At 39.7% G+C, this 19,350-nt stretch carries 14 protein-coding genes and 1 pseudogene; 4 read left to right on the forward strand and 11 right to left on the reverse strand.

Annotated elements, in window-relative coordinates:
* Positions 1 to 542: 542 nt before the first annotated feature.
* From RBQ60_RS09570 to RBQ60_RS09600, 7 genes and pseudogenes are all read right to left on the reverse strand, one after another.
* Complete coding sequence (locus tag RBQ60_RS09570) at positions 543 to 1,511, reverse strand: helix-turn-helix transcriptional regulator (RefSeq protein ID WP_307883460.1); 969 nt, start codon at positions 1,509 to 1,511, stop codon at positions 543 to 545.
* Between the two features lie 341 nt (positions 1,512 to 1,852).
* Positions 1,853 to 3,511: an ABC transporter substrate-binding protein gene (locus RBQ60_RS09575; protein ID WP_307883461.1), complete on the reverse strand. Its 1,659-nt coding sequence runs from the start codon at positions 3,509 to 3,511 to the stop codon at positions 1,853 to 1,855.
* Between the two features lie 23 nt (positions 3,512 to 3,534).
* On the reverse strand, positions 3,535 to 4,323 hold the full coding sequence (locus RBQ60_RS09580; protein WP_307883462.1) for an ABC transporter ATP-binding protein: 789 nt from the start codon (positions 4,321 to 4,323) through the stop codon (positions 3,535 to 3,537).
* Positions 4,316 to 5,110 (reverse strand): ABC transporter ATP-binding protein, encoded by a 795-nt coding sequence (locus tag RBQ60_RS09585; protein WP_307883463.1) that lies wholly within the window; start codon positions 5,108 to 5,110, stop codon positions 4,316 to 4,318. Before RBQ60_RS09585 ends, RBQ60_RS09580 begins: the two co-directional genes overlap by 8 nt.
* A gap of 1 nt (position 5,111) precedes the next feature.
* Complete coding sequence (locus RBQ60_RS09590; RefSeq protein WP_307883464.1) at positions 5,112 to 5,933, reverse strand: ABC transporter permease; 822 nt, start codon at positions 5,931 to 5,933, stop codon at positions 5,112 to 5,114.
* Positions 5,923 to 6,837: pseudogene (locus RBQ60_RS09595) on the reverse strand (ABC transporter permease). Before RBQ60_RS09595 ends, RBQ60_RS09590 begins: the two are co-directional and overlap by 11 nt.
* Before the next feature lie 244 nt (positions 6,838 to 7,081).
* Entirely contained in the window at positions 7,082 to 8,059 is a 978-nt protein-coding gene (locus RBQ60_RS09600) for a helix-turn-helix transcriptional regulator (protein ID WP_307883465.1), read from the reverse strand.
* A gap of 256 nt (positions 8,060 to 8,315) precedes the next feature.
* On the opposite strand from RBQ60_RS09600, the gene RBQ60_RS09605 reads away from it, so the two are divergent.
* Together RBQ60_RS09605 and RBQ60_RS09610 are read left to right on the forward strand one after the other, a co-directional pair.
* Positions 8,316 to 10,064, forward strand: coding sequence for an ABC transporter ATP-binding protein (locus tag RBQ60_RS09605; protein ID WP_307883466.1), 1,749 nt, complete (start codon positions 8,316 to 8,318; stop codon positions 10,062 to 10,064).
* Positions 10,064 to 11,797, forward strand: coding sequence for an ABC transporter ATP-binding protein (locus RBQ60_RS09610; protein ID WP_307883467.1), 1,734 nt, complete (start codon positions 10,064 to 10,066; stop codon positions 11,795 to 11,797). Before RBQ60_RS09605 ends, RBQ60_RS09610 begins: the two co-directional genes overlap by 1 nt.
* Before the next feature lie 1,198 nt (positions 11,798 to 12,995).
* On the opposite strand, the gene metA is transcribed toward RBQ60_RS09610, so the two are convergent.
* On the reverse strand, positions 12,996 to 13,913 hold the full coding sequence (gene metA, locus RBQ60_RS09615; protein ID WP_307883468.1) for a homoserine O-acetyltransferase MetA: 918 nt from the start codon (positions 13,911 to 13,913) through the stop codon (positions 12,996 to 12,998).
* Between the two features lie 235 nt (positions 13,914 to 14,148).
* On the reverse strand, positions 14,149 to 15,432 hold the full coding sequence (locus tag RBQ60_RS09620) for an O-acetylhomoserine aminocarboxypropyltransferase/cysteine synthase family protein (RefSeq protein WP_307883469.1): 1,284 nt from the start codon (positions 15,430 to 15,432) through the stop codon (positions 14,149 to 14,151).
* A gap of 491 nt (positions 15,433 to 15,923) precedes the next feature.
* Between RBQ60_RS09620 and RBQ60_RS09625 the strand changes: the two genes are divergently transcribed.
* Together RBQ60_RS09625 and RBQ60_RS09630 are read left to right on the forward strand one after the other, a co-directional pair.
* Positions 15,924 to 16,358 (forward strand): hypothetical protein, encoded by a 435-nt coding sequence (locus tag RBQ60_RS09625; protein WP_307883470.1) that lies wholly within the window; start codon positions 15,924 to 15,926, stop codon positions 16,356 to 16,358.
* Between the two features lie 11 nt (positions 16,359 to 16,369).
* Positions 16,370 to 17,734, forward strand: a complete 1,365-nt coding sequence (locus RBQ60_RS09630; protein WP_307883471.1) for a peptidoglycan-binding domain-containing protein — start codon at positions 16,370 to 16,372, stop codon at positions 17,732 to 17,734.
* A gap of 42 nt (positions 17,735 to 17,776) precedes the next feature.
* Here the strand turns inward: RBQ60_RS09630 and RBQ60_RS09635 are convergent, their stop codons facing one another.
* Positions 17,777 to 18,355, reverse strand: coding sequence for a dipicolinate synthase subunit B (locus RBQ60_RS09635; RefSeq protein ID WP_307883472.1), 579 nt, complete (start codon positions 18,353 to 18,355; stop codon positions 17,777 to 17,779).
* A gap of 19 nt (positions 18,356 to 18,374) precedes the next feature.
* Entirely contained in the window at positions 18,375 to 19,238 is an 864-nt protein-coding gene (dpsA, locus tag RBQ60_RS09640; protein ID WP_307883473.1) for a dipicolinate synthase subunit DpsA, read from the reverse strand.
* Positions 19,239 to 19,350: the final 112 nt, after the last annotated feature.

The raw sequence follows: 19,350 nt of genomic DNA on the forward strand, positions 1-19,350 counted from the left end.
TTAGCATTCTGTTTTCAAAATTGAAATGATTTATCCAACTGCTTGATTGGCATGGCAATGATTAACCACTCTACACCGATTCGTTTGCCAGCAAATTAGTAATATCACTTATATAATAATACTAATTCATAATATCAATGTCAATAGCCTTTCTATATTTGCTACTGTCCACGTAAACACTTACAACTTCCTTCGCACAATTATTATGTATACGAAAAATTTTGATACTGCCACATAAGGTTGTGTTCTAACTCTCACAAATAGGAAAAGAACCCTTCCATGTTCTTGGATACTCAGAACCTCAAACGATTGGGTTCAATGGCTAAGGGCTTTGCTCCATATACCTCACAGACAATTGCATGCCGACGGCTTTCTTCGCCATAACCTCCTTACATATGAACAAAAAAAGCACCCCCTTGCGGAGATGCTCTTGGCATTACTTTTTCCTTTTTAGAACGTTTATTTATCAACCATAAAATACGCAACACCCATACAATTAGGTAAGAAGGCATTCTTATTCTTCTGACTGTCCACAACTACGATTATAACTTACGCACTGGTCTGACATACTTAAAATGTCTTTCAGGGTTGAAATAAAGGTAAATAATTCGTCCAGGGGAAGTGTCAAAGCAGTAACCCGTGTTTGCAAAATCAAAAGTTGCCATTGCCTTTTCAATCTTCTCCTCCACACTACGATTTTCCTGCTCATAATCAAATGTCCCATGTTCAAAAACAATATACTCGGCCTCGGGAACATCAATCATAAGCATTTGTGGTGGTACTTCGCCCTTATAGTCAAAAGGAAGACGTACACCATAACACTCAGTACGTGGAAAGCCCCAGTCGCAGAGTCTGCCGTCAGGGTCATTAATATATGCCATAATCTGACCGCTTTCGCTGTTAGCCTCGCTGCCACCATCGTCATCCAGTTTCCCCTTGACACTATCCAGTAAGCCGCAAATTGTTTCGCAGTCCTGCCCATGAATAAGGCTTTGCTTTTGCCAAAAATCCCAATACCCATTGCTCTCATAGTTTTTAATGTGCAAAAATTTGTGTGCCGGAATGGTTACCAAATAAATTTTAACCTCGTCTGTAGACTTTATCATACCAATCTCTCCAAATCCTAATAAGTAGCGGTCGAAAGGGTTTATTTTTGTGCGAAGAACGACAGGCTTAGGTTTTTTTCGGTATTCACTTGGAGCTACACCATATGAACCCTTGAAAGCTCTGGTAAAAGCTTCATGTGATGAAAAACCATAATCAAAAGCAATGTCCAAGATACTTTTTTCACTATCCCTAACCTCCTTTAGTGCAAAGGCTAACTTTCTATGCCGCAAATAATCCCTAAATTGCATACCCGAAATTTCTTTGAATTTTCTTGTAGTATAAAATTCAGAATAACCCAGCCTGCGAGAAAAAAAGCGTAGCGTCAGTGCTTCATTATGGTGATGTCTGATACACTCGTCAATCTCATCAACGATTATTTGGATTTGCTTATGCCACTCGTACATTCGTCTGTTCACCTCGTTTCAATCGCTCTATCACAATTATAGTGTAATGGAAATTGTATTTCTTGATTTTACTTGCGGAAGTCAATCTTTTCTTCTATAAATAAATTCTCTATTCAGATACCTTCCTTTTTCAAGAAAGTAATCTTTATGAAACCATCTTGTTATTATATAATTTTTCTAGGGGGACTTCAACTCGTCACACTGCTCTCCAAACACAATCCGTATCTCATTTTCACAGGCATAACTGGTTCAATATATTACAACAAAACTCTTGAGCCGCAAGGCCTCTCCTTGCTACTATATGGTCTATCCCCCATCGCCTACATCATGTAATACTTATATTAGTGAAGCTCTATGGCAGACACATCCGTGTAGTCTGGTTGATGGAAAAACTTGTATCCAGTTATTTTTTCTGTGCGATAAGCCGTCATTCCTTTTACTCTAGATAGAGGAATAAGCGTCGCCTCATCATGTAACTCCTTAAGCAATTTGTCATAAGTGGCTTGAATTTCAGCCTTATCTGTCATTGCATTCAGGCTATTTATCAACTCATCTGCATTTGGCATGCCTTTTAGAGCTTGAGCCAGATAGTTATCACGGAAATTTCCAGTCAACATGCGGGAAATTAGTAGATAAGGGTCATAAGGAACTGCATTCGTAATCCCAATTGCCAAATCAAAGTTCCCATTGGAGACTTCCTGAAAATAGACCATCTGCTCCTTGCCAACAGGCGTAATTTCAAATCCTGCTTTTTTTAGATGGGAAGAAATCGTCGTGGCCAAATCCCCCAGCATAGCCATATCACTGGCATAAAGAAATTCACCTTTCAGTTTTACTCCACTCTTTTCTCTTACGCCATCTCCATCGCTGTCTATCCAGCCTGCCTCATGCAAAATTTCCTTTGCCTTTTCAAGATTGTAGGTGTATGTACCTGTATCCACGTTACAGTAAGGGAGAGTTTGATCAAGCACAGTATTGGCAGGTTGTTCTACCCCATAAAACAAACTGTTGGAAATTGTGCTCGTATCAATTGCATAGTTTGCGGCCAGGCGCACAGCGTGATCGTCGAAGGGCTCATGGGATACATTGAAGCCCATGGTTCTGGTTTGAATAATGGTATCGGATGCAATAGCCTCAAACCCATCGCTATTTTTAAGTTCATTAAAAGAGTTGTACGAAAGATTGCCAGTACCCAGTATCATATCAACCTCGCCAGAGCGAAGTGCCATCAACTTGGCATCATTATCAGGGATTGTCTTGATATGGAACATATCTACATCGGACTTTCCTCTATTATAATGGGGATTTCGAACAAAAGTATATGTTTCGTTCTTTTTCTGTCCATCATACATATAAGGACCTGTACCGAGAGTCTTCGTTTTTGTAATTTCAGCTAGGGTACCGTCTTTATTATAGCCTGCCGGAGACATCATTCCCATGGGCATAGTTGAAGCAAAATCCTGAAGGGCTCCATAGTAAGGTGTTTTCAGCTTTACGGCAACGGTATTGTTGTCTATAACAGTTACTTCATCTAAAAGGGTACTTGTAAGACCGTAGGAACCGTTGAACTCGGCAAGGATGCCAGCAATATTATCAAGATTTGTCTTTACAGCTTGTGCATTAAATTCGTTCCCATCGGAAAACTTTATTCCTTGCTTTAGAGTAAAGGTATAAGTATAACCGTCGGGAGAGACTTCCCACTTTTCTGCAAGACCATGAACAATTTTACCATTTTCGTAATTGACTAAGGGTTCATAGAAATTATTTAAAAAATAAAGTATACCAAAGTTGCCATTTGTTACATTGGGGGATTGGAGAGAAAAGAAGCCTCCGTCAAAATTCCAGCTTTCACAAAGGGTGATTTCCCGTAACGGCTCCGTTGCTAAAGCTTTTTCAGGGGAAGACTGCCCCTTTTCATTGGCAGAACTGCAGCCAGATAGGAACAGTGCAAAAAGGGAAAGTACTAAGGTTAGTATGAGAAGCTGCTTAAATCTGTTCATTATTGTTCTCCTTTTTAATCTCATTATAATCGGTAATGGGGCGATTTTGGCGGAAGGGATGCAATCAGCTCCCTTGAATAAGGATGTTGAAATGCATCATAAGAAAGAGCATTTTGAACTTCATCCAGCAGATGCCCTTCCTTCATAACGAAAATATGATCAGACATATACAAGGCAACATCAATGTCATGGGTAATAAATAGGTAGGTGCCATGAAATTCCTTTCGAAGCTCCAGCAAAAGATCCAGTACTTTCTTTTGAACTGTAACATCCAACCCACTGACAGACTCATCAAAAATAACAAATTTGGGTGAAAGGCACATTGCCCTTGCAATGCATACACGGCTTTGCTGTCCGCCGCTTAGCTCATTGGGTTTTCTGGTCAGCAAAGATTTTTCCAGCTGAACTTTTTCCACAATTTCATAAATGGTTCTTTGCTGTTCCTCTCGGCTTAACTGACACAAATTCTTTAGGGGTTCCTCAATACTTTGATAGACAGTCTTCCTTGGGTCAAGGGCCCCTTTGCTATTTTGTAAAACCAATTGCAAATCTCCACGCAGTCGGCGTCGTTCCTTAGGGGTCAGTTTCCAAATATCTTTTCCATCCATTAGGATTTCCCCATGGGTCGGTGGAAGAACTGCGGCCATCATCATGGCTAGAGTGCTCTTCCCACTTCCACTTTCTCCAATCAGAGCATACGAAGAATCAGGCTTCAGCTTTAGGGAAATATCGTCTACCGAGGTAAAGACATTCTCACCCTTTCTTTGGTTTTTTACAGTATATTGTTTTGTGATATGTCTAACCTCAAGCATTAGAAATCTCCTTTCTCAAATTGCTGGCTTGCAGTAGTTTTTTTGTATATCCCTGTGTTGGTTTATCGAAAATTTCAAAGACATCCCCCCTTTCTACAATCCCCCCATCCTTTAAGACCACCACCTCGTCCGCAAGTTTAGCCAAAACGCCAAAGTTATGCGTTACAATAATCATGGCAATTCCCGCTTCACGTATTTTGCTAAATTCCTCAAGAATCGCCCCTTGTGTACGAACATCCAGTGCTGTGGTAGCTTCATCTGCAATGATCAGCTCAGGTGAAAGCAAAAGAGCCAGTGCAATCATAATTCGCTGGAGCATCCCTCCGCTCAGTTCATATGGGTAGCTATCCATAATACGCTGGGTATCAGCAAGTCCTAAACGTTCTAATTCTGCTTTTATACTTTTCATAGCCGACACCTTGGAAAGCTTTCGGTGGCTACGCAAAGTTTCCAGCATCTGCCTACCCACCTTACAAACAGGGTCAAATGCGGTCATGGGGTTCTGCATGACCATGGTGATTTTTTCCCCACGGAGCATCTGCATCTCTTTCGGAGTGAGCTGGAACAGGTTTTGCCCCTGAAAGCTTGCTGTACCACTGAGAGAAAAACGATGGGTATCCAAAAGCCCTAGAATTCCACGGCAGGTCATACTTTTTCCGCTTCCACTTTCCCCTATCATACCAAGAATTTGACCCTTTTTTAGCTGAAAGCTAACCCCTTCCACAATTGGAATTCCTTGCTTTTTCAGGGAAATTGATAGATTGTTTACTTCCAATAAAGGTTTCATGTCAGTCCTCCTCCAGAGAAAATATATCACGTAATGCTTCTCCAAACAGATTGAACCCCGCTGTTGTCAAAAGGATACAGATACCGGGATATACAATCAGATTTGGGTTGGAGTATAAATACTGCTTTGCACTGTTGAGCATAGCCCCCCTCTCTGCTGTATCATTTCCAAGCCCAAGACCAAGGAAAGAATATCCAGAAATCATTAAAATAATGGACGAAATACTGGTACTAAAATAGACAATCATAAATGGAAAAATATTAGGGAGAATATGCCCCATCAGGATTTTTGCGGAGCTGCATCCGGCGATCTTTGACGCCAGAACATAATCCTTGCTCTTTTCCATCAGCACATAGCTTCTGATTACCTTCACAAACCAAACCCACATAGAAAATATAATGGAAATAACCAAATTAACTGCTCCCTGTCCAAGCATTCCAACTAGAGCCAATACCACAACCAATGGGGGAAAAGCCATAAAAATATCACACACAATGCTGAGTATCCGATCAAATAGACCTCCAATCCAAGCTCCCATCATTCCAAGAAAGGTACCAACGGAAGCAAGAATGACTAATATCGGCACTGCAAGGCACAAGGAGCATCTAGCCCCATATAATAGCCTAGTCAGAACGCACCGACCTAGTTGATCAGTCCCCAGGGGGTACTCAGAAGATGCCCTTAAAAACTTCCTTGTAATGTCAACTTCATTTGGGTCATTTGGCGCCAAAATTGGGGCAAGTACTGCCATTAGAAAAATGAGCAGTATCAATATAAGACCAACTACCGCCTGGGGATTGCGCATGATTTTTTTAGCCAACATCAGACTCCCCCTTTCCACCCATCATTCTTGGATTCAGAAGCTGGTTCAGTCCTTCGCCTACAGTATTACTAATAACAAATATCATTCCCAACACCAACACACAAGCGGTAATAACGGGAAGATCTCGGCTAATAATAGCACTTACAAAATAGGTACCTAGTCCAGGCCATGAAAAAACACTCTCTACAATGGCACTGCCACCAATCATCATTCCGATGTTTTGGAAAAATAGAGTCACCATTGGCGGAAGGGAGTTTTTCAGTACATGCTTCCATAGAATTTATCCATGAGATAAGCCTCTAACCTGTGCATAAATTACATAGTCCTTTTTTAGATTTTCTAACAGAGTTGCCCGCAGCATTCGAACGGAAGAACAAATAACCGGAACACCCAAAGTAACTGATGGCAGGATTAGACTCCTCACATTTCCGTAATCTACCACCTTAAAAATAGGAATTGATACGGCAAAGGCTGACAGCAAAATAAAACCAAACCAAAAGGATGGGATGGAAATTCCAAGAATCGTAATAGCACGAATCAGATGATCTCCAACTTTGTCTTTATAAGTAACAGAAAGCATTCCCAATGGGATGGTAAACACCAAAATCCAAAGAAGAGATAACCCCACCAAGGAAAGTGTAGCAACCAGTTTTCCACCCAATTCCTTTGCCACTGGCTCGTTTGATTGGTAAGATGTCCCTAATTCTCCTTCTAAGCTTTTTCCAAGCCAAGTGCAATACTGAATCAGTATGGGTTTATCCAATCCCTTCTCATGTCTTATTTTCGCAAGCTGCTTCTCTGTAGGGTTGCTATATGTGCGGCGAGCGATGGCCTCTGCTGGGTCTACTGTAGAGACATTCGCCAGTACAAAAGACAATAAGCTTACACTTAGCAGCACCAACACCAAGCTGACTATTTTTTTTATGAAATTCAAAAATACGTTCCCCTCCTTCTGATATACATAAATTAGCCTTGGCTAACCAAACCATATTTTACAAGGTGAATTTATATTGTGCAAGAAGAATGCATTTTAGAAAATATTTTTCATAAACGTTAAAAAGTGCCTGTGACAGGCACTTTTCTTTGGTTATTCCATATTAAATGTAAGAATATCGTGATATATAAAAACCATATTGTGATATGTTTATCTATTTAATTCGATGCATATCACGGTATTTCTGTGGCCCCATACCGAACGTTTTTTTAAATAACTTTGCAAAGTGACCAGCATTTTGGTACCCGACTTTTAAAGCAATTGTGCGAATATTATCATCAGAATCCTGTAGCAATAAAAGAGCATAATTCATCCGCATGGTTTTTAGATATTCATAGGCAGTGGTTCCATATACCTGACGGAAAGCAATTTGAAAGCGTGATGTACTCATGCTGGCAGTTTGAGCTAATTCACCAATGGACGGATAAGCAGATAAATCCTTTTTCATCAACGTAACTGCTTTGCCTAGTGAACGCTTATCCTTTTTATCCAGCTTCACAGGCAGATGGCGACGCTTCTGTTCCTGCTCCAAATTATGTGTGACCAGAGATAAAACTTCCAAAACCTTTCCTTCCATATACAGATTGCGGGTGCTTCCCTCTGCTGGACAATCACTGATTTGCTGAAACACAAAATTCAATTCTGGCGAATTGGGGTTTTGTACTAGAAAATCTAGTGCATTACGTGATACCTCATAGTAGTCACCATACCGTTCTTGCAAAAAATGGTCAAAGTACTCTCTTGTAATAATAATTTTTGTAAAACGGGTTGGCTTTCCCGCCTCACAGAAAGCATATACAGTCTTGCGTGTATTTGCGTAACAGCAAATTCCTCTATCTACTTGGTGTACTTTTCTTCCGCCAACTTTAAATGAACTGGAATCCGTTTCGAACTGGCTGATTTCAAAATATTCCTGTTTGATTTCAGAAACCTTCTCAAAATCCTGCTTGGGTGTAAAATCGGCAATAACAATTAAAAATTGCTCATGGAAATTCATAATCCGCACGACTCCTGTACCGTAGTCCGATAGCATTCGGTAGATTTCATTTCCGTTACTGGATTCTTCAGGCGTATAGGCAAAGTGCAAGTACTTTGGCAAATTCATATAATACTCAATTACAGTATGCTTCATAATCCTACCTCCTTGGCGTCAGCATATCACAAAAATATATCACAGACAAGTAAATATATATCACATTATTTTAAGAAAGAGGTTAGCATAATAGCAAAACACCTTGTCAATACAACGTTTATTAACTAACATCATTTTGAATATTCAGCTTATACTGTCGCTTGATTTTTCTCCTTTGAGCCATTAAATTACTATATAGGTTAGCTTAGGCTAATCACTATAATATATTGAACTGTAAGACGAAAGGAGGACTTATATGAATTCATTGAATTCAAAACAACTAAGTGTTCTATCACTTATGAAGGAAGAAAAGGGTAAACTGGCTGTTGGTATTCTCCTTGCAGTTATCTGCTCTGCTCTATCCTTCGTGCCATATTATGTGATTTATCAAATGATATTGGCGTTGATAGGTGGCACGCTAACGTTTCAAACTTCTCTGTTCTGGGCTTTGATAGCAATAGGTGCAGCAGTGCTGCAAAACATTTTCATTTCTTGCGCTACAATCTGCACCCATACAGCAGCATACAACACCATGCATCGCTTAAAACTGAGAGTGCTTGAGCATATGTCCCAGTTAAGCCTTGGCTTTTTTAATGACTGCACCCCAGGCGCTTTAAAGGGGGCCTTGTTTGATGATGTGGGCCGTTTGGAAGATTTTATAGCCCACAATACCATTGAGTTGGCGCAGGCTGTTGTCGTGCCCATTATTTTGTTTATAGCGCTTTTTTTTCTGCAGCCTATTATGGCTTTATGTATGCTAATACCCGCTGTACTGGGTGTTGTTCTGCCCATGATGATGATGCGCCGTTATCCTGATTTGACCAACGAATACGCTAAAACCATGTCCGCTGTTTCCTCTGCGGTAAACGAATATGTGAATTGCATGCCCATTATAAAAATGTACGGTCTGACTGCTCAGAAATTTAAAAAGTACCGTACAGCGGCTTTGGCATATACCGACTGCCTGAAAAATATGGCAAAGGTGTCATGCAAGCCCTTGGCAATTACCATTGTCATACTGGATTCCGGAATTTTATTCACCCTTCCTGTTGGCGGAATTCTATATCTAAATGGGATGCTTACATTGGAGATGTTTCTTCTGTTTATACTTTTGACAATGTGCTTTTACAGTGCTTTTTTTAGTCTGCTTAATATCATGATGGGGCATATGGAGCTGGAAAGCGGTCTAGTCAGTATTAAGGAAATCCTGAATACCAAGGCGATTTCAGGGGGAACAAAGATATTAGATAAATCAGGTTCCTATGAAATTACATTCGACAATGTATCCTTTGGCTACGAAAAAGGCAAAGATGTCCTTTCTAACGTTTCCATTACCTTAAAGCCTGGAACACTCACTGCTTTTGTGGGGCCTTCTGGTGCTGGTAAAACAACTGCCGCCCAATTAATTGGTCGTTATTGGGATACCAGCAGTGGCGAAATTTCCATTGGGGGTGTTCCCCTACGAGAAATTACAATAGAGTCATTAATGGATTTGACGGCATTTGTTTTTCAGGATGTATTTTTGATGGAGGATACTCTTTTAGAAAATATCCGAATGGGAAGCAGTGCCACCGAGAAACAGGTGGTCGATGCTGCAAAAGCTGCCCAGATTCATGAATTTATATGCTCACTGCCCCAAGGCTATCAAACAAGAATTGGTGATCAAGGCTTAAAGCTCTCGGGGGGACAGCAGCAGCGTATTTCAATTGCACGGGCTATTTTGAAGGATGCACCTATTGTCATTTTTGACGAGGCAACCTCTTATTCAGATATTGAGAATGAACACAAAATACAGCTTGCTCTACGAAGCCTCCTAAAAGAGAAAACCACGATTATGATTGCCCATCGTCTGCATACCATCCGCAACGCAGATAACATTGTTGTCTTTGAAGACGGCAAAGTGTTGGAGCAGGGCTGTCATGATAATTTATTGGCCGCAGGTGGAACTTACAGTGACATGTGGCATACCTACATTGGTGAAACAGCCCAAAAGGAGGTTATCTGATGCTTCATACAATACAGAAACTAATTGGGGAAAATAAGAAGAAATTGTACTTCCCTATTTTTCTTATGTGTATTGATTCTCTTGGGAGCATGTCCCTTTACTTTATGCTCTACTTGACCGTACTTGATTTATTTTATGGTACTTTGACAATGCAGAATGTATTTAATTATACATTGGTTTGCTTAGTCAGCGTAATTTACCGAATTATCATTTATAGAAAAAGCTATCTTCTTTGCTTTAAGAATGCTTTCACAGTAACTGGCCAATTGCGTATTGACCTTGCCGACCATTTCCGCAAGCTAAGCCTAGGTTATTTCAATCAGAACAGTACCGGTTACCTAATTAGCACTCTAACTAACGATATAAGAAGCTTTGAAGGAGTCCTTTCCCACGCTCTTTCCTTCCTGATAAAAACTGTCACACTATGTGGCTTGATATTGATTGGAACCTTTTTTATCAACTGGAAGCTTGCGCTGGCTGAATGTGTCGTTCTTATTTTTTCGGCTCCTCTGCTACACTATGGAAACCGCTTGGTAAGTCGGTTTGGCATCAAAAAGCGTAATCTCACCAACCAGATGATTTCTACCGTGATGGAGTACATGAAAGGAATTAAAGTTTTTAAATCCCACAACATGACCTCTACTCATTTTTCCAGATTGCTGGAGAGTCTCGAAAAAGTACGCAAAGTTAGTGTGAATATTGAATGCAGGATGGCCCCCTCAACAGCACTTTATTCTATTATCGTGAATTTTTTAATGCCCCTCGTATTATTATGGGGAAGCTACATGTTGCTAGGTGGCGGGATTACGAGTGAAACCCTCATTGCTTTTCTCATCATGAGCATCGCAATTTCTGCTCTTCTGATTTCCTTTGAACATTACTATATTCTGCTCAAGGACTTGAAACTGGCGGCAGAAAATTTAGAGAAGGCAATGGAGCAATCACCTCTTCCCTATTCAGACCACAGCTTTATATTAAATGATTATTCTGTAGAATTTCAGCATGTTCACTTTTCATATGACAATGGAAAAGAGGTTCTTCACGACATTAGTTTCACTGCTCCGAATGGTAGCGTAACCGCTTTGATTGGCCCTTCTGGTTCGGGAAAGTCCACGGTTGCCAATCTGATTGCCCGCTTTTGGGATGTAAACTCCGGTACAATAACAATTGGTGGTCGGCATATTATGGAGCTTAACCCAGATTGCCTGCTGGAATCAATTAGTGCCGTATTTCAAGAGAATACCCTCTTATCCGATACAATTTTAGGCAATATCCTTGTTGGAAATCCAAACGCCGGTATGGAGGAAGTGATCCGAGCAACAAAAGCCGCTTGTTGTCACGATTTTATTTCTTCGTTGCCCCAAGGATATCAAACAGTAGTGGCTGAGGGTGGGGCCTCCCTGTCTGGGGGTGAAAAGCAGCGTATCGCCATTGCAAGGGCAATCCTGAAAAATGCTCCAATTTTACTCCTTGACGAATCTACGGCATCACTGGATGCGGACAATGAAGCAAAAATTAATGTGGCGCTGGATTATTTGATGAAAGAAAAAACAGTATTTGTGATTGCCCACCGTTTAAACACCATACAAAATGCAGATCAAATTCTTTTGCTGAATCAGGGACACATTGAGGAGATGGGCAGCCATGATAAGCTGATGGCACAAAAAGGACATTACTATTCCATGGTTCGTGAGCAAGAAAAGGCAAAAACATGGATTGCGAAAGAAGCGTAGTGCTAAATCAGCAAGAAGGCACAACAAGCTTGAAATCAGGCAATCGCAGCAGTAATAGTGACATTCCAACTTCATTGGTCTTTTCTTGCATAAGCCTAACTTCTGAAGTCGGAAATGTATTCACTGATAATTTATCTGATGAATTAAGTCTAGGAAATACTGACAACTATGCTTTGGATATGAAGGCACATTAAACTTTACATACTCTTAGTTTTTAAAGTAAAAAGAATGTCATCCTATAGTGCTGTTCGGAGGGACAAAAACAAGGAGTGTGTGTGCAGCAGTAAGTGATTCGGATATTCCGTTTTTTGATGAACCGACAAGCGGATTAGATGAGAACAACATGAGAGGCTGGGAACATCTTAATAAGCCTATATGAACATGGAAAATTAAGAAATCTAAAACAAAATGACTACAGACGAGAAATTACAGTCAGTAAGACAAGAAATTATTGAAACTAAAGAACTTTTGAAATCGTTAAGGGAAAAAGAACAACAGATGAGTAAAAGAGAGAAGAAGATTTAGATGCTCTAATTGAAACAATAGAATGACAGGAGATAGTATTGATGAAGCTCAAGAAATAATTTAAAATGCAGCTAGAACGAACTCTTCAAAGGATACTCAATTTTCTAGACCGCTTAAATTTAAATGAGTATGGGGCTTACCTGTACTCTTTTATTTTTTTGTAATAATTATTGCAAATTATATAGCGAAAGGAGATGAGTATTACTGCTGCTAGATGATTTAGAAAAGGAAATTATTAAGACATTGATTGAAGCAGTCAGTCCTTATGGAAATATAGATAAGTCTGAAAATTTATTACTTGGAATTAGAAATAATTTAAAAACCAATTTAACAAAGGAATTATAATGAAACTGTTTGGGAATACACGAAGTCTGTATTATTTTAAAGATTCAACTGGTAGAGATGATTACTATTTTAAATTATATACTTAAGAAGTTTATTCCATTATTCGTGTTTTTATTTTGAGAATAAGCTTTGTTTTTCGACTGAATGAGTAAATTGGTGGAATAAAAAATAGTAGGCAAGAGAATAACTCCTACCTACTATATAAGGCTGTTAGTTCTATACACTTTTATAAAAGCAAATTATAGATTGAATGAGCAATATTTCAAATAGAGGTCTAAATTTACGCACAAAAACTTCTTTTCCTACGCCATTTTACGCCATTTTGATTTTACAAGGGTTTTGCCCATTCAAAAGGAGTTGTCTGGTAGACATAATAATTAAGCCAATTGGAATATAGCAAATTCCCATGGGCACGCCAACGAACTACGGGCTCTTTCGTATCATCATCCTCGGGAAAATAATTTGCAGGTACTGCCGTATTTAATCCTGCATTTTTATCCCTAGTATACTCAATATTAAGGGTTTGAGGGTCATACTCTGAATGGCCCATAATAAAGATTTGTTTCCCATCCAAAGAAGACACCGCATAAACCCCAGCTTCCTTAGAAGTTGACAAAATCACCAGTTCTCGTATCTTTGAAATATCATCCTCATTCACCCCAGTATAACGGGAATGAGGTACAAAAAACACATCATCTACCCCTCTTAGAAGCATGGAATTTTTATAGTTAATTACATGAGGAAATACACCAAATAGTTTTTCTTCCATCTGATATTTGGGGATTCCATAATGATAATACAGCCCAGCCTGAGCCCCCCAACAAATATGGAACGTACTGTGAACATTGGTTTTACTCCACTCCATAATTTCTTTTAATTCTTCCCAATAATCAACTTCCTCAAATTCCATTTTCTCAACGGGAGCACCCGTAATAATAAACCCATCGAAGTTTTCGTTTTTCACCTCATCAAAAGTTTTATAAAAGGCCAGCAGATGATCACTGGATGTATTCTTTGAAGTGTGAGACTTTATATGAATTAGTTCCAACTCAATTTGCAAGGGTGTGTTGCCCAAAAGCCTTGAAATCTGGGTTTCCGTATCAATTTTTGTAGGCATTAAATTAAGTAGCAAAATTTTCAACGGACGTATATCCTGGGTTATCGCTCTATGCTCTGTCATAACAAAAATATTTTCATCGCTTAACACTTTTACTGCTGGTAATTCATTTGGTATTTTAATCGGCATTTCACTTTTCACCACTTTCTAAAAATATATCTAATTTTATATAAAAAACTCCTATCATTCAAAACTCCTTAGGTTTTCTAATATATTTCACAACTATCTCAGTCCATGGTATGGAATAATTTTCAATGGGATTAAGGCTCTACTTCACCTTTTTAAATACTAACAGAAGATATTTAATTGCATTACCTTTCGTAAGAGCATATTGCCCCTACGAAAGGTGAAAATTTCAAAGTTCTTAAATTAATTCCAACGCCTGGGCGATATCGTCAATTAAATCCTGTGCATTTTCAAGGCCGCAAGACAAGCGAACCAAGTCTCCTGAAATTCCTGCTGCAACTAACTCATCTTCGCTCATCTGCCTATGGGTTGAGCTTGCTGGATGCAAACAACAGGTTCTTGCATCGGCCACATGGGTAGCAACGGAAGCAAGTTTCAGGCTATTCATAAATTTTTCTGCTGCCTCTCTACCACCTTTCACACCAAAGGTAACAACGCCACAAGTACCATTTGGCATATACTTTTGTGCTGTTTCATAAAACTTATCTCCTTCTAAACCAGGGTACACAACCCAAGATATCTTGTCGCTATTTTTCAAGTGCTTCGCAACAGCAAGGGCATTTTCGCAGTGACGAGGTATTCTAACGTGGAGGCTCTCCAAACCCAAGTTTAAAAGAAAGGCCGTTTGAGGAGACTGGGTAGAACCAAAGTCTCTCATTAACTGTGCTGTTGCTTTTGTAATATAAGCCCCTGCCTGACCAAACTTTTCTACGTATGTAATGCCATGGTAACTATCATCTGGGGTGCAAAGTCCAGGGAACTTCTCTTCATTTGCTGCCCAGTCGAACTTACCGGAATCTACAATACAACCACCTACCCCTGCTCCATGCCCATCAAGATACTTCGTGGTGGAATGGGTTACAATATCTGCCCCCCACTCAAAGGGACGGCAGTTCACAGGTGTGGCAAAGGTGTTATCAATTACCAAAGGTACACCATGGGCATGGGCGGCCTTTGCAAAGCGTTCGATATCAAGAACTGTAAGCGCTGGATTTGCAATGGTTTCACCAAAGACAGCCTTCGTATTGAGCCTGAAAGCGGCTTCCAATTCTTCGTCAGTACAATCGGGAGCGACAAAAGTAAAATCAATGCCCATCTTCTTCATAGTAACAGAGAAAAGATTATATGTGCCGCCGTAAATTGTAGAGCAAGCAACCACATGATCGCCGCAAGTTGCAATGTTGAAAATAGCATAGAAGTTGGCAGCCTGACCAGAAGATGTAAGCATAGCGGCAGTACCACCCTCCATTTCGCAAATCTTTGCCGCTACATAGTCGCAAGTAGGATTTTGCAGCCTTGAATAGAAATAGCCACTTGCTTCAAGGTCAAAAAGTTTTCCCATTTCTTCACTGGAAGCATATTTGAAGGTGGTGCTTTGAATAATCGGTATCTGTCTAGGTTCACCGTTTTGTGGTGTATATCCTCCCTGTACACATTTTGTTTCCATTTTGTAATGACTCATAATGATATCCTCCTTATTTTTTCCTTAAAATAAAAAAAACCGCCTCAAAGTAAAACTTTGAGACGGGATATTCCCGCGGTACCACTCAAATTGCATTATAAATATAATGCCACCTCTCAGACTCCAACAAGCCCTATGCCTTTACGCAGCAATCACGGAAGGAGCCTACGACATTTTCATGTTTTCGAACCTTCAGCTCAGAAGCCATAGGCATTAAGCAGTTTTATTATCGGTTCTCACCAAACCCGATTCTCTGTGAACTTAACAACTCAGCCCTCTTCGTCATAGCTTTTTGTATTTAGTTTTGTTTAATTATAGCATCCAATTTTTGTTTGTCAATAAAAACTTACTAAAACGAGAAATATTTTTATAATATAACGATTTTTAGAGAAAGGTAGCGCACCACTATATTATTCTGTTCGTAATTATATTTGTAATAAAAGAATATGATAAAAAGAATAGTAGCTGCATAATTCGAAGGAGGGAGTACATTGAGCATCAGCTGCACCGAATTACCCAATACATTGAAAAATCACCACACTGGCGCCCTAGTCGTTCAAACCTTTACAGCAAAACGTGCACACCCAGTTCCTGAAGCAGAAGTGAAGATTTCCCAAAATACTCCTGAAGGAGAGAAAGTTATTTTCAAGGGAGAAACAGATATATCAGGAAAGCTTTTTTCCATTCCTCTAGCCGGTGTGAAAGCAGTGGATACACTAAATCCCAAAATAGATTTTCAGGACTTGGTAAGAAGAAATAGTTATACAATTACGGTGAGTCACCCTGAGTACTTAACGATGATTTTCTATAACGCCCCTGTATTTGAAGGGATTCTTTCTATCCAAAGCGTGGATATGGTACCGAAAATTCTATCCACCTCTCCCAACAAACCTGTAGAAATTCATCAAAAGCAACAAAGAATTTAAGGAGGAAAACTATGCAAACCGGATACCCCATTATTCCCGAAACCATTACAATCCATTTAGGAAACCCAAATGACGATGGGAAAAACATCACAATACCCTTTAATGGTTATGTAAAAAACGTTGCTTCTAGCGAACTCTATCCGACCTGGCCTGAAAATGCCCTTCGTGCAAATATTTACGCACAAATCAGCTTTGCTCTAAACCGCATTTACACCGAGCACTACCGTTCTCAAGGGTATAATTTTGATATTACCAATAAAGCTACATATGATCAAAACTTCATGGACGATAGAGTCATTTTTGACTCTATCGGCACAATCGTTGACGATATCTTCGATTCTTATATCGTGCAAAAAGGCTCCCCCACTCCCTTTTTGGCACAACATTGTAACGGCATTACCTCCGTTTGCAATGGACTATCCCAATGGGGCACCCTTGCTCTTGCACAAAATGGATATAGCCCTCATGATATTCTACGCTATTACTACGGTGACGAAATATCCATTGAAACCGATGTACCTGTGGGCAGCATTAAAGAATCCTACCTAGGAACTCCTCAAAAAATGGGCAGCCAAGGGTATAGCGTAAAAACTATAAAAAACGAACTAGAACTTGTTCGCAAAAACTATCCCGCTATTCCTGGAATTAAAAGCGAAAATGATATTTTTGATGTAGATACCCTAAACGCTGTCATTGCATTTCAAAAGATTTTTAATTTAGTTCCAGATGGTATTGTTGACAAAGGTACTTGGTATAAATTACAAAGCATATACGACAGTACGAAAAATCTTGAAGATCTTATTGCAGATATTCAGCTTTATGAAAAAAGCAGAGCCCACTATACAGACCCTTTAAAACTTGGTGATCAAGGAGATTCTGTAAAAACAGTTCAGCACTTATTGAGTACCCTAGCCTACTTTGATCCGGATATCTCTGTTCTTACAGTAGATGGTGTTTTCGGCCCCAAAACAGAAGCGGCCATGATGGCTTTTCAAAGGAAATACGGTTTTACTCCCGATGGGACTGTTACACAAAGCACATGGAGAGCATTAAATGAAAATTATGCTAATATAATCAATAACCTCCCCTTTGAAACCTTTGCAGGAAAAGCCATGCCTTACCCAGGGTATGTGCTTTCATTGGGCTTACGAAATAGGGATGTAGAAACCTTACAAATGTACCTTTCCGCCATTGCAGCTTACTATCCCTGGGCACGGGATGTAGAAGTAAGTGGTTACTTCGATAATCAAACTTATGAAGCAATACAGGTGATTCAAAAGCAAACAGATATAAAGGAAACAGGGATTGTTGGTGATGCCACTTGGCTTGCCATTTCCAATCTATACAACAAAATTATAACGCAAGAGAGGGTGTAACCCACAGAAACAGGGGAGAACGACTGTCTCCCCTGTATTTTTTTACTGCAACAACGGCTGTATCTGAAGTCCTTCAAAGGCCAGCTCTAAAGTCGGAACAACAAGCTCTGTTTTTGCAATCATTGATTTTGGCTTTCCTTCATAATTATCCTGTTGAAAGGGTACAAAATAAATACCTTTTGTATTGAGTAATTGGCCAATATTTGATAAATTCAATCCCAAAGCGTCGTTGGTAGAAATGGAAATAACCAACGGTTTATTGTTTCGCATATGGGCCTTTGCGGCCATAAGCACAGAGGTATCGGTAATACCATTGCTCAACTTTGCAATGGTATTACCCGTACAGGGCGCAATGATTAAAATATCCAACATTCCCTGAGGACCCAGAGGTTCCGCATCCACTATCGTTAAAACTGGATCATTCCCTGTAATTTCTACAACTTTTTCAATAAAATCATGGGCTTTGCCAAATCTGGTATCCATGGTTGCTGCATTGGCAGATAAAATAGGAATGATGTTTGCCTTTTCCTCCTTTAAGCGTTCAAGTTCTATAATAATTTTGTCAAATGTACAGAAAGAACCTGTAATAGCAAATCCAACATTTTTCCCTTCTAATTTCACAATAACTCCTCCTAGCTTATCATTTTAACGAGGATAGCATTCCACGTAGCAAAATATGGGCGCTTGTTTTTGGCGAGTATCTGCCTGGAATTCCAAGAGAAAGCTTTGCAATAATACCCAACCGTTTACAAGCATCAAAATCCGTTCCCCCTGGCGCTGAGGCAATATCAATAATCACTGCATCTGACTGCAGAGTTTCCATAATCACCTCATCTAACACCATGGCAGGAATGGTGTTAAAAATAAACTGTGCATTTGGTATGAATACGTCTATTTCTTCCAAAGGGATTGCAAAATACCCTTGTTTAAACGCCTCCAAACGTGCTTCTTTTCTTCTTGCTGCAATGGTAACTTTGGCATGAAATCCATGTAGCCTTTCCGCAATTGCCTTTGCACACCTTCCATATCCCAAAATCAAACAGTTTTCCTGATTTACATTTTGGGTACTTAGGGTTATGGCTTCTGCAATGGCGCCCTCCGCAGTTGTAATGGCATTTTCCAACGCTACATCTTCCATTTTCATAAAATCATAACATTGAACATTCTTCTGTTTTGCACCCTCTAGAACAACACTTGGAATATTTCCACCAAACAAAATTCCGTTTTCCACAAGGCTTTCGCTAAAGTCCGACAATAAAATCGTAGTATTCTCCTTTGTTAAAAGATGAACCCCATCCTTTGTGAAGGGCACAGGAGCAACAACAATGTGGGTTCCTTGCATAGATTCTTCCAAGTTTTCACACAGCTCAATTCCCTGCAAACCTTTGGCCCCGTCTAAAGCATAGGTTCGAACTTGTTTACAGGCCCCTTTCAATAAATCAGCTAAATAGAGAAGACGTTGATCTCCTCCGATAATAAGAATTGTTTTATCTGTCCAATCCATTTTTCCGCCCCCTATCTCTAATAAAATATGCGTTTAAAAAGATGGTGTGTTTGTATCCTTTCGGACAGCAGTAATTGTTTTTGAATGTACAATAAAAAATGCTATTTATAGA

This window comes from Anaerotignum sp. MB30-C6, from assembly GCF_030908465.1.
Taxonomy (GTDB): Bacteria; Bacillota; Clostridia; order Lachnospirales; family Anaerotignaceae; genus Chakrabartyella.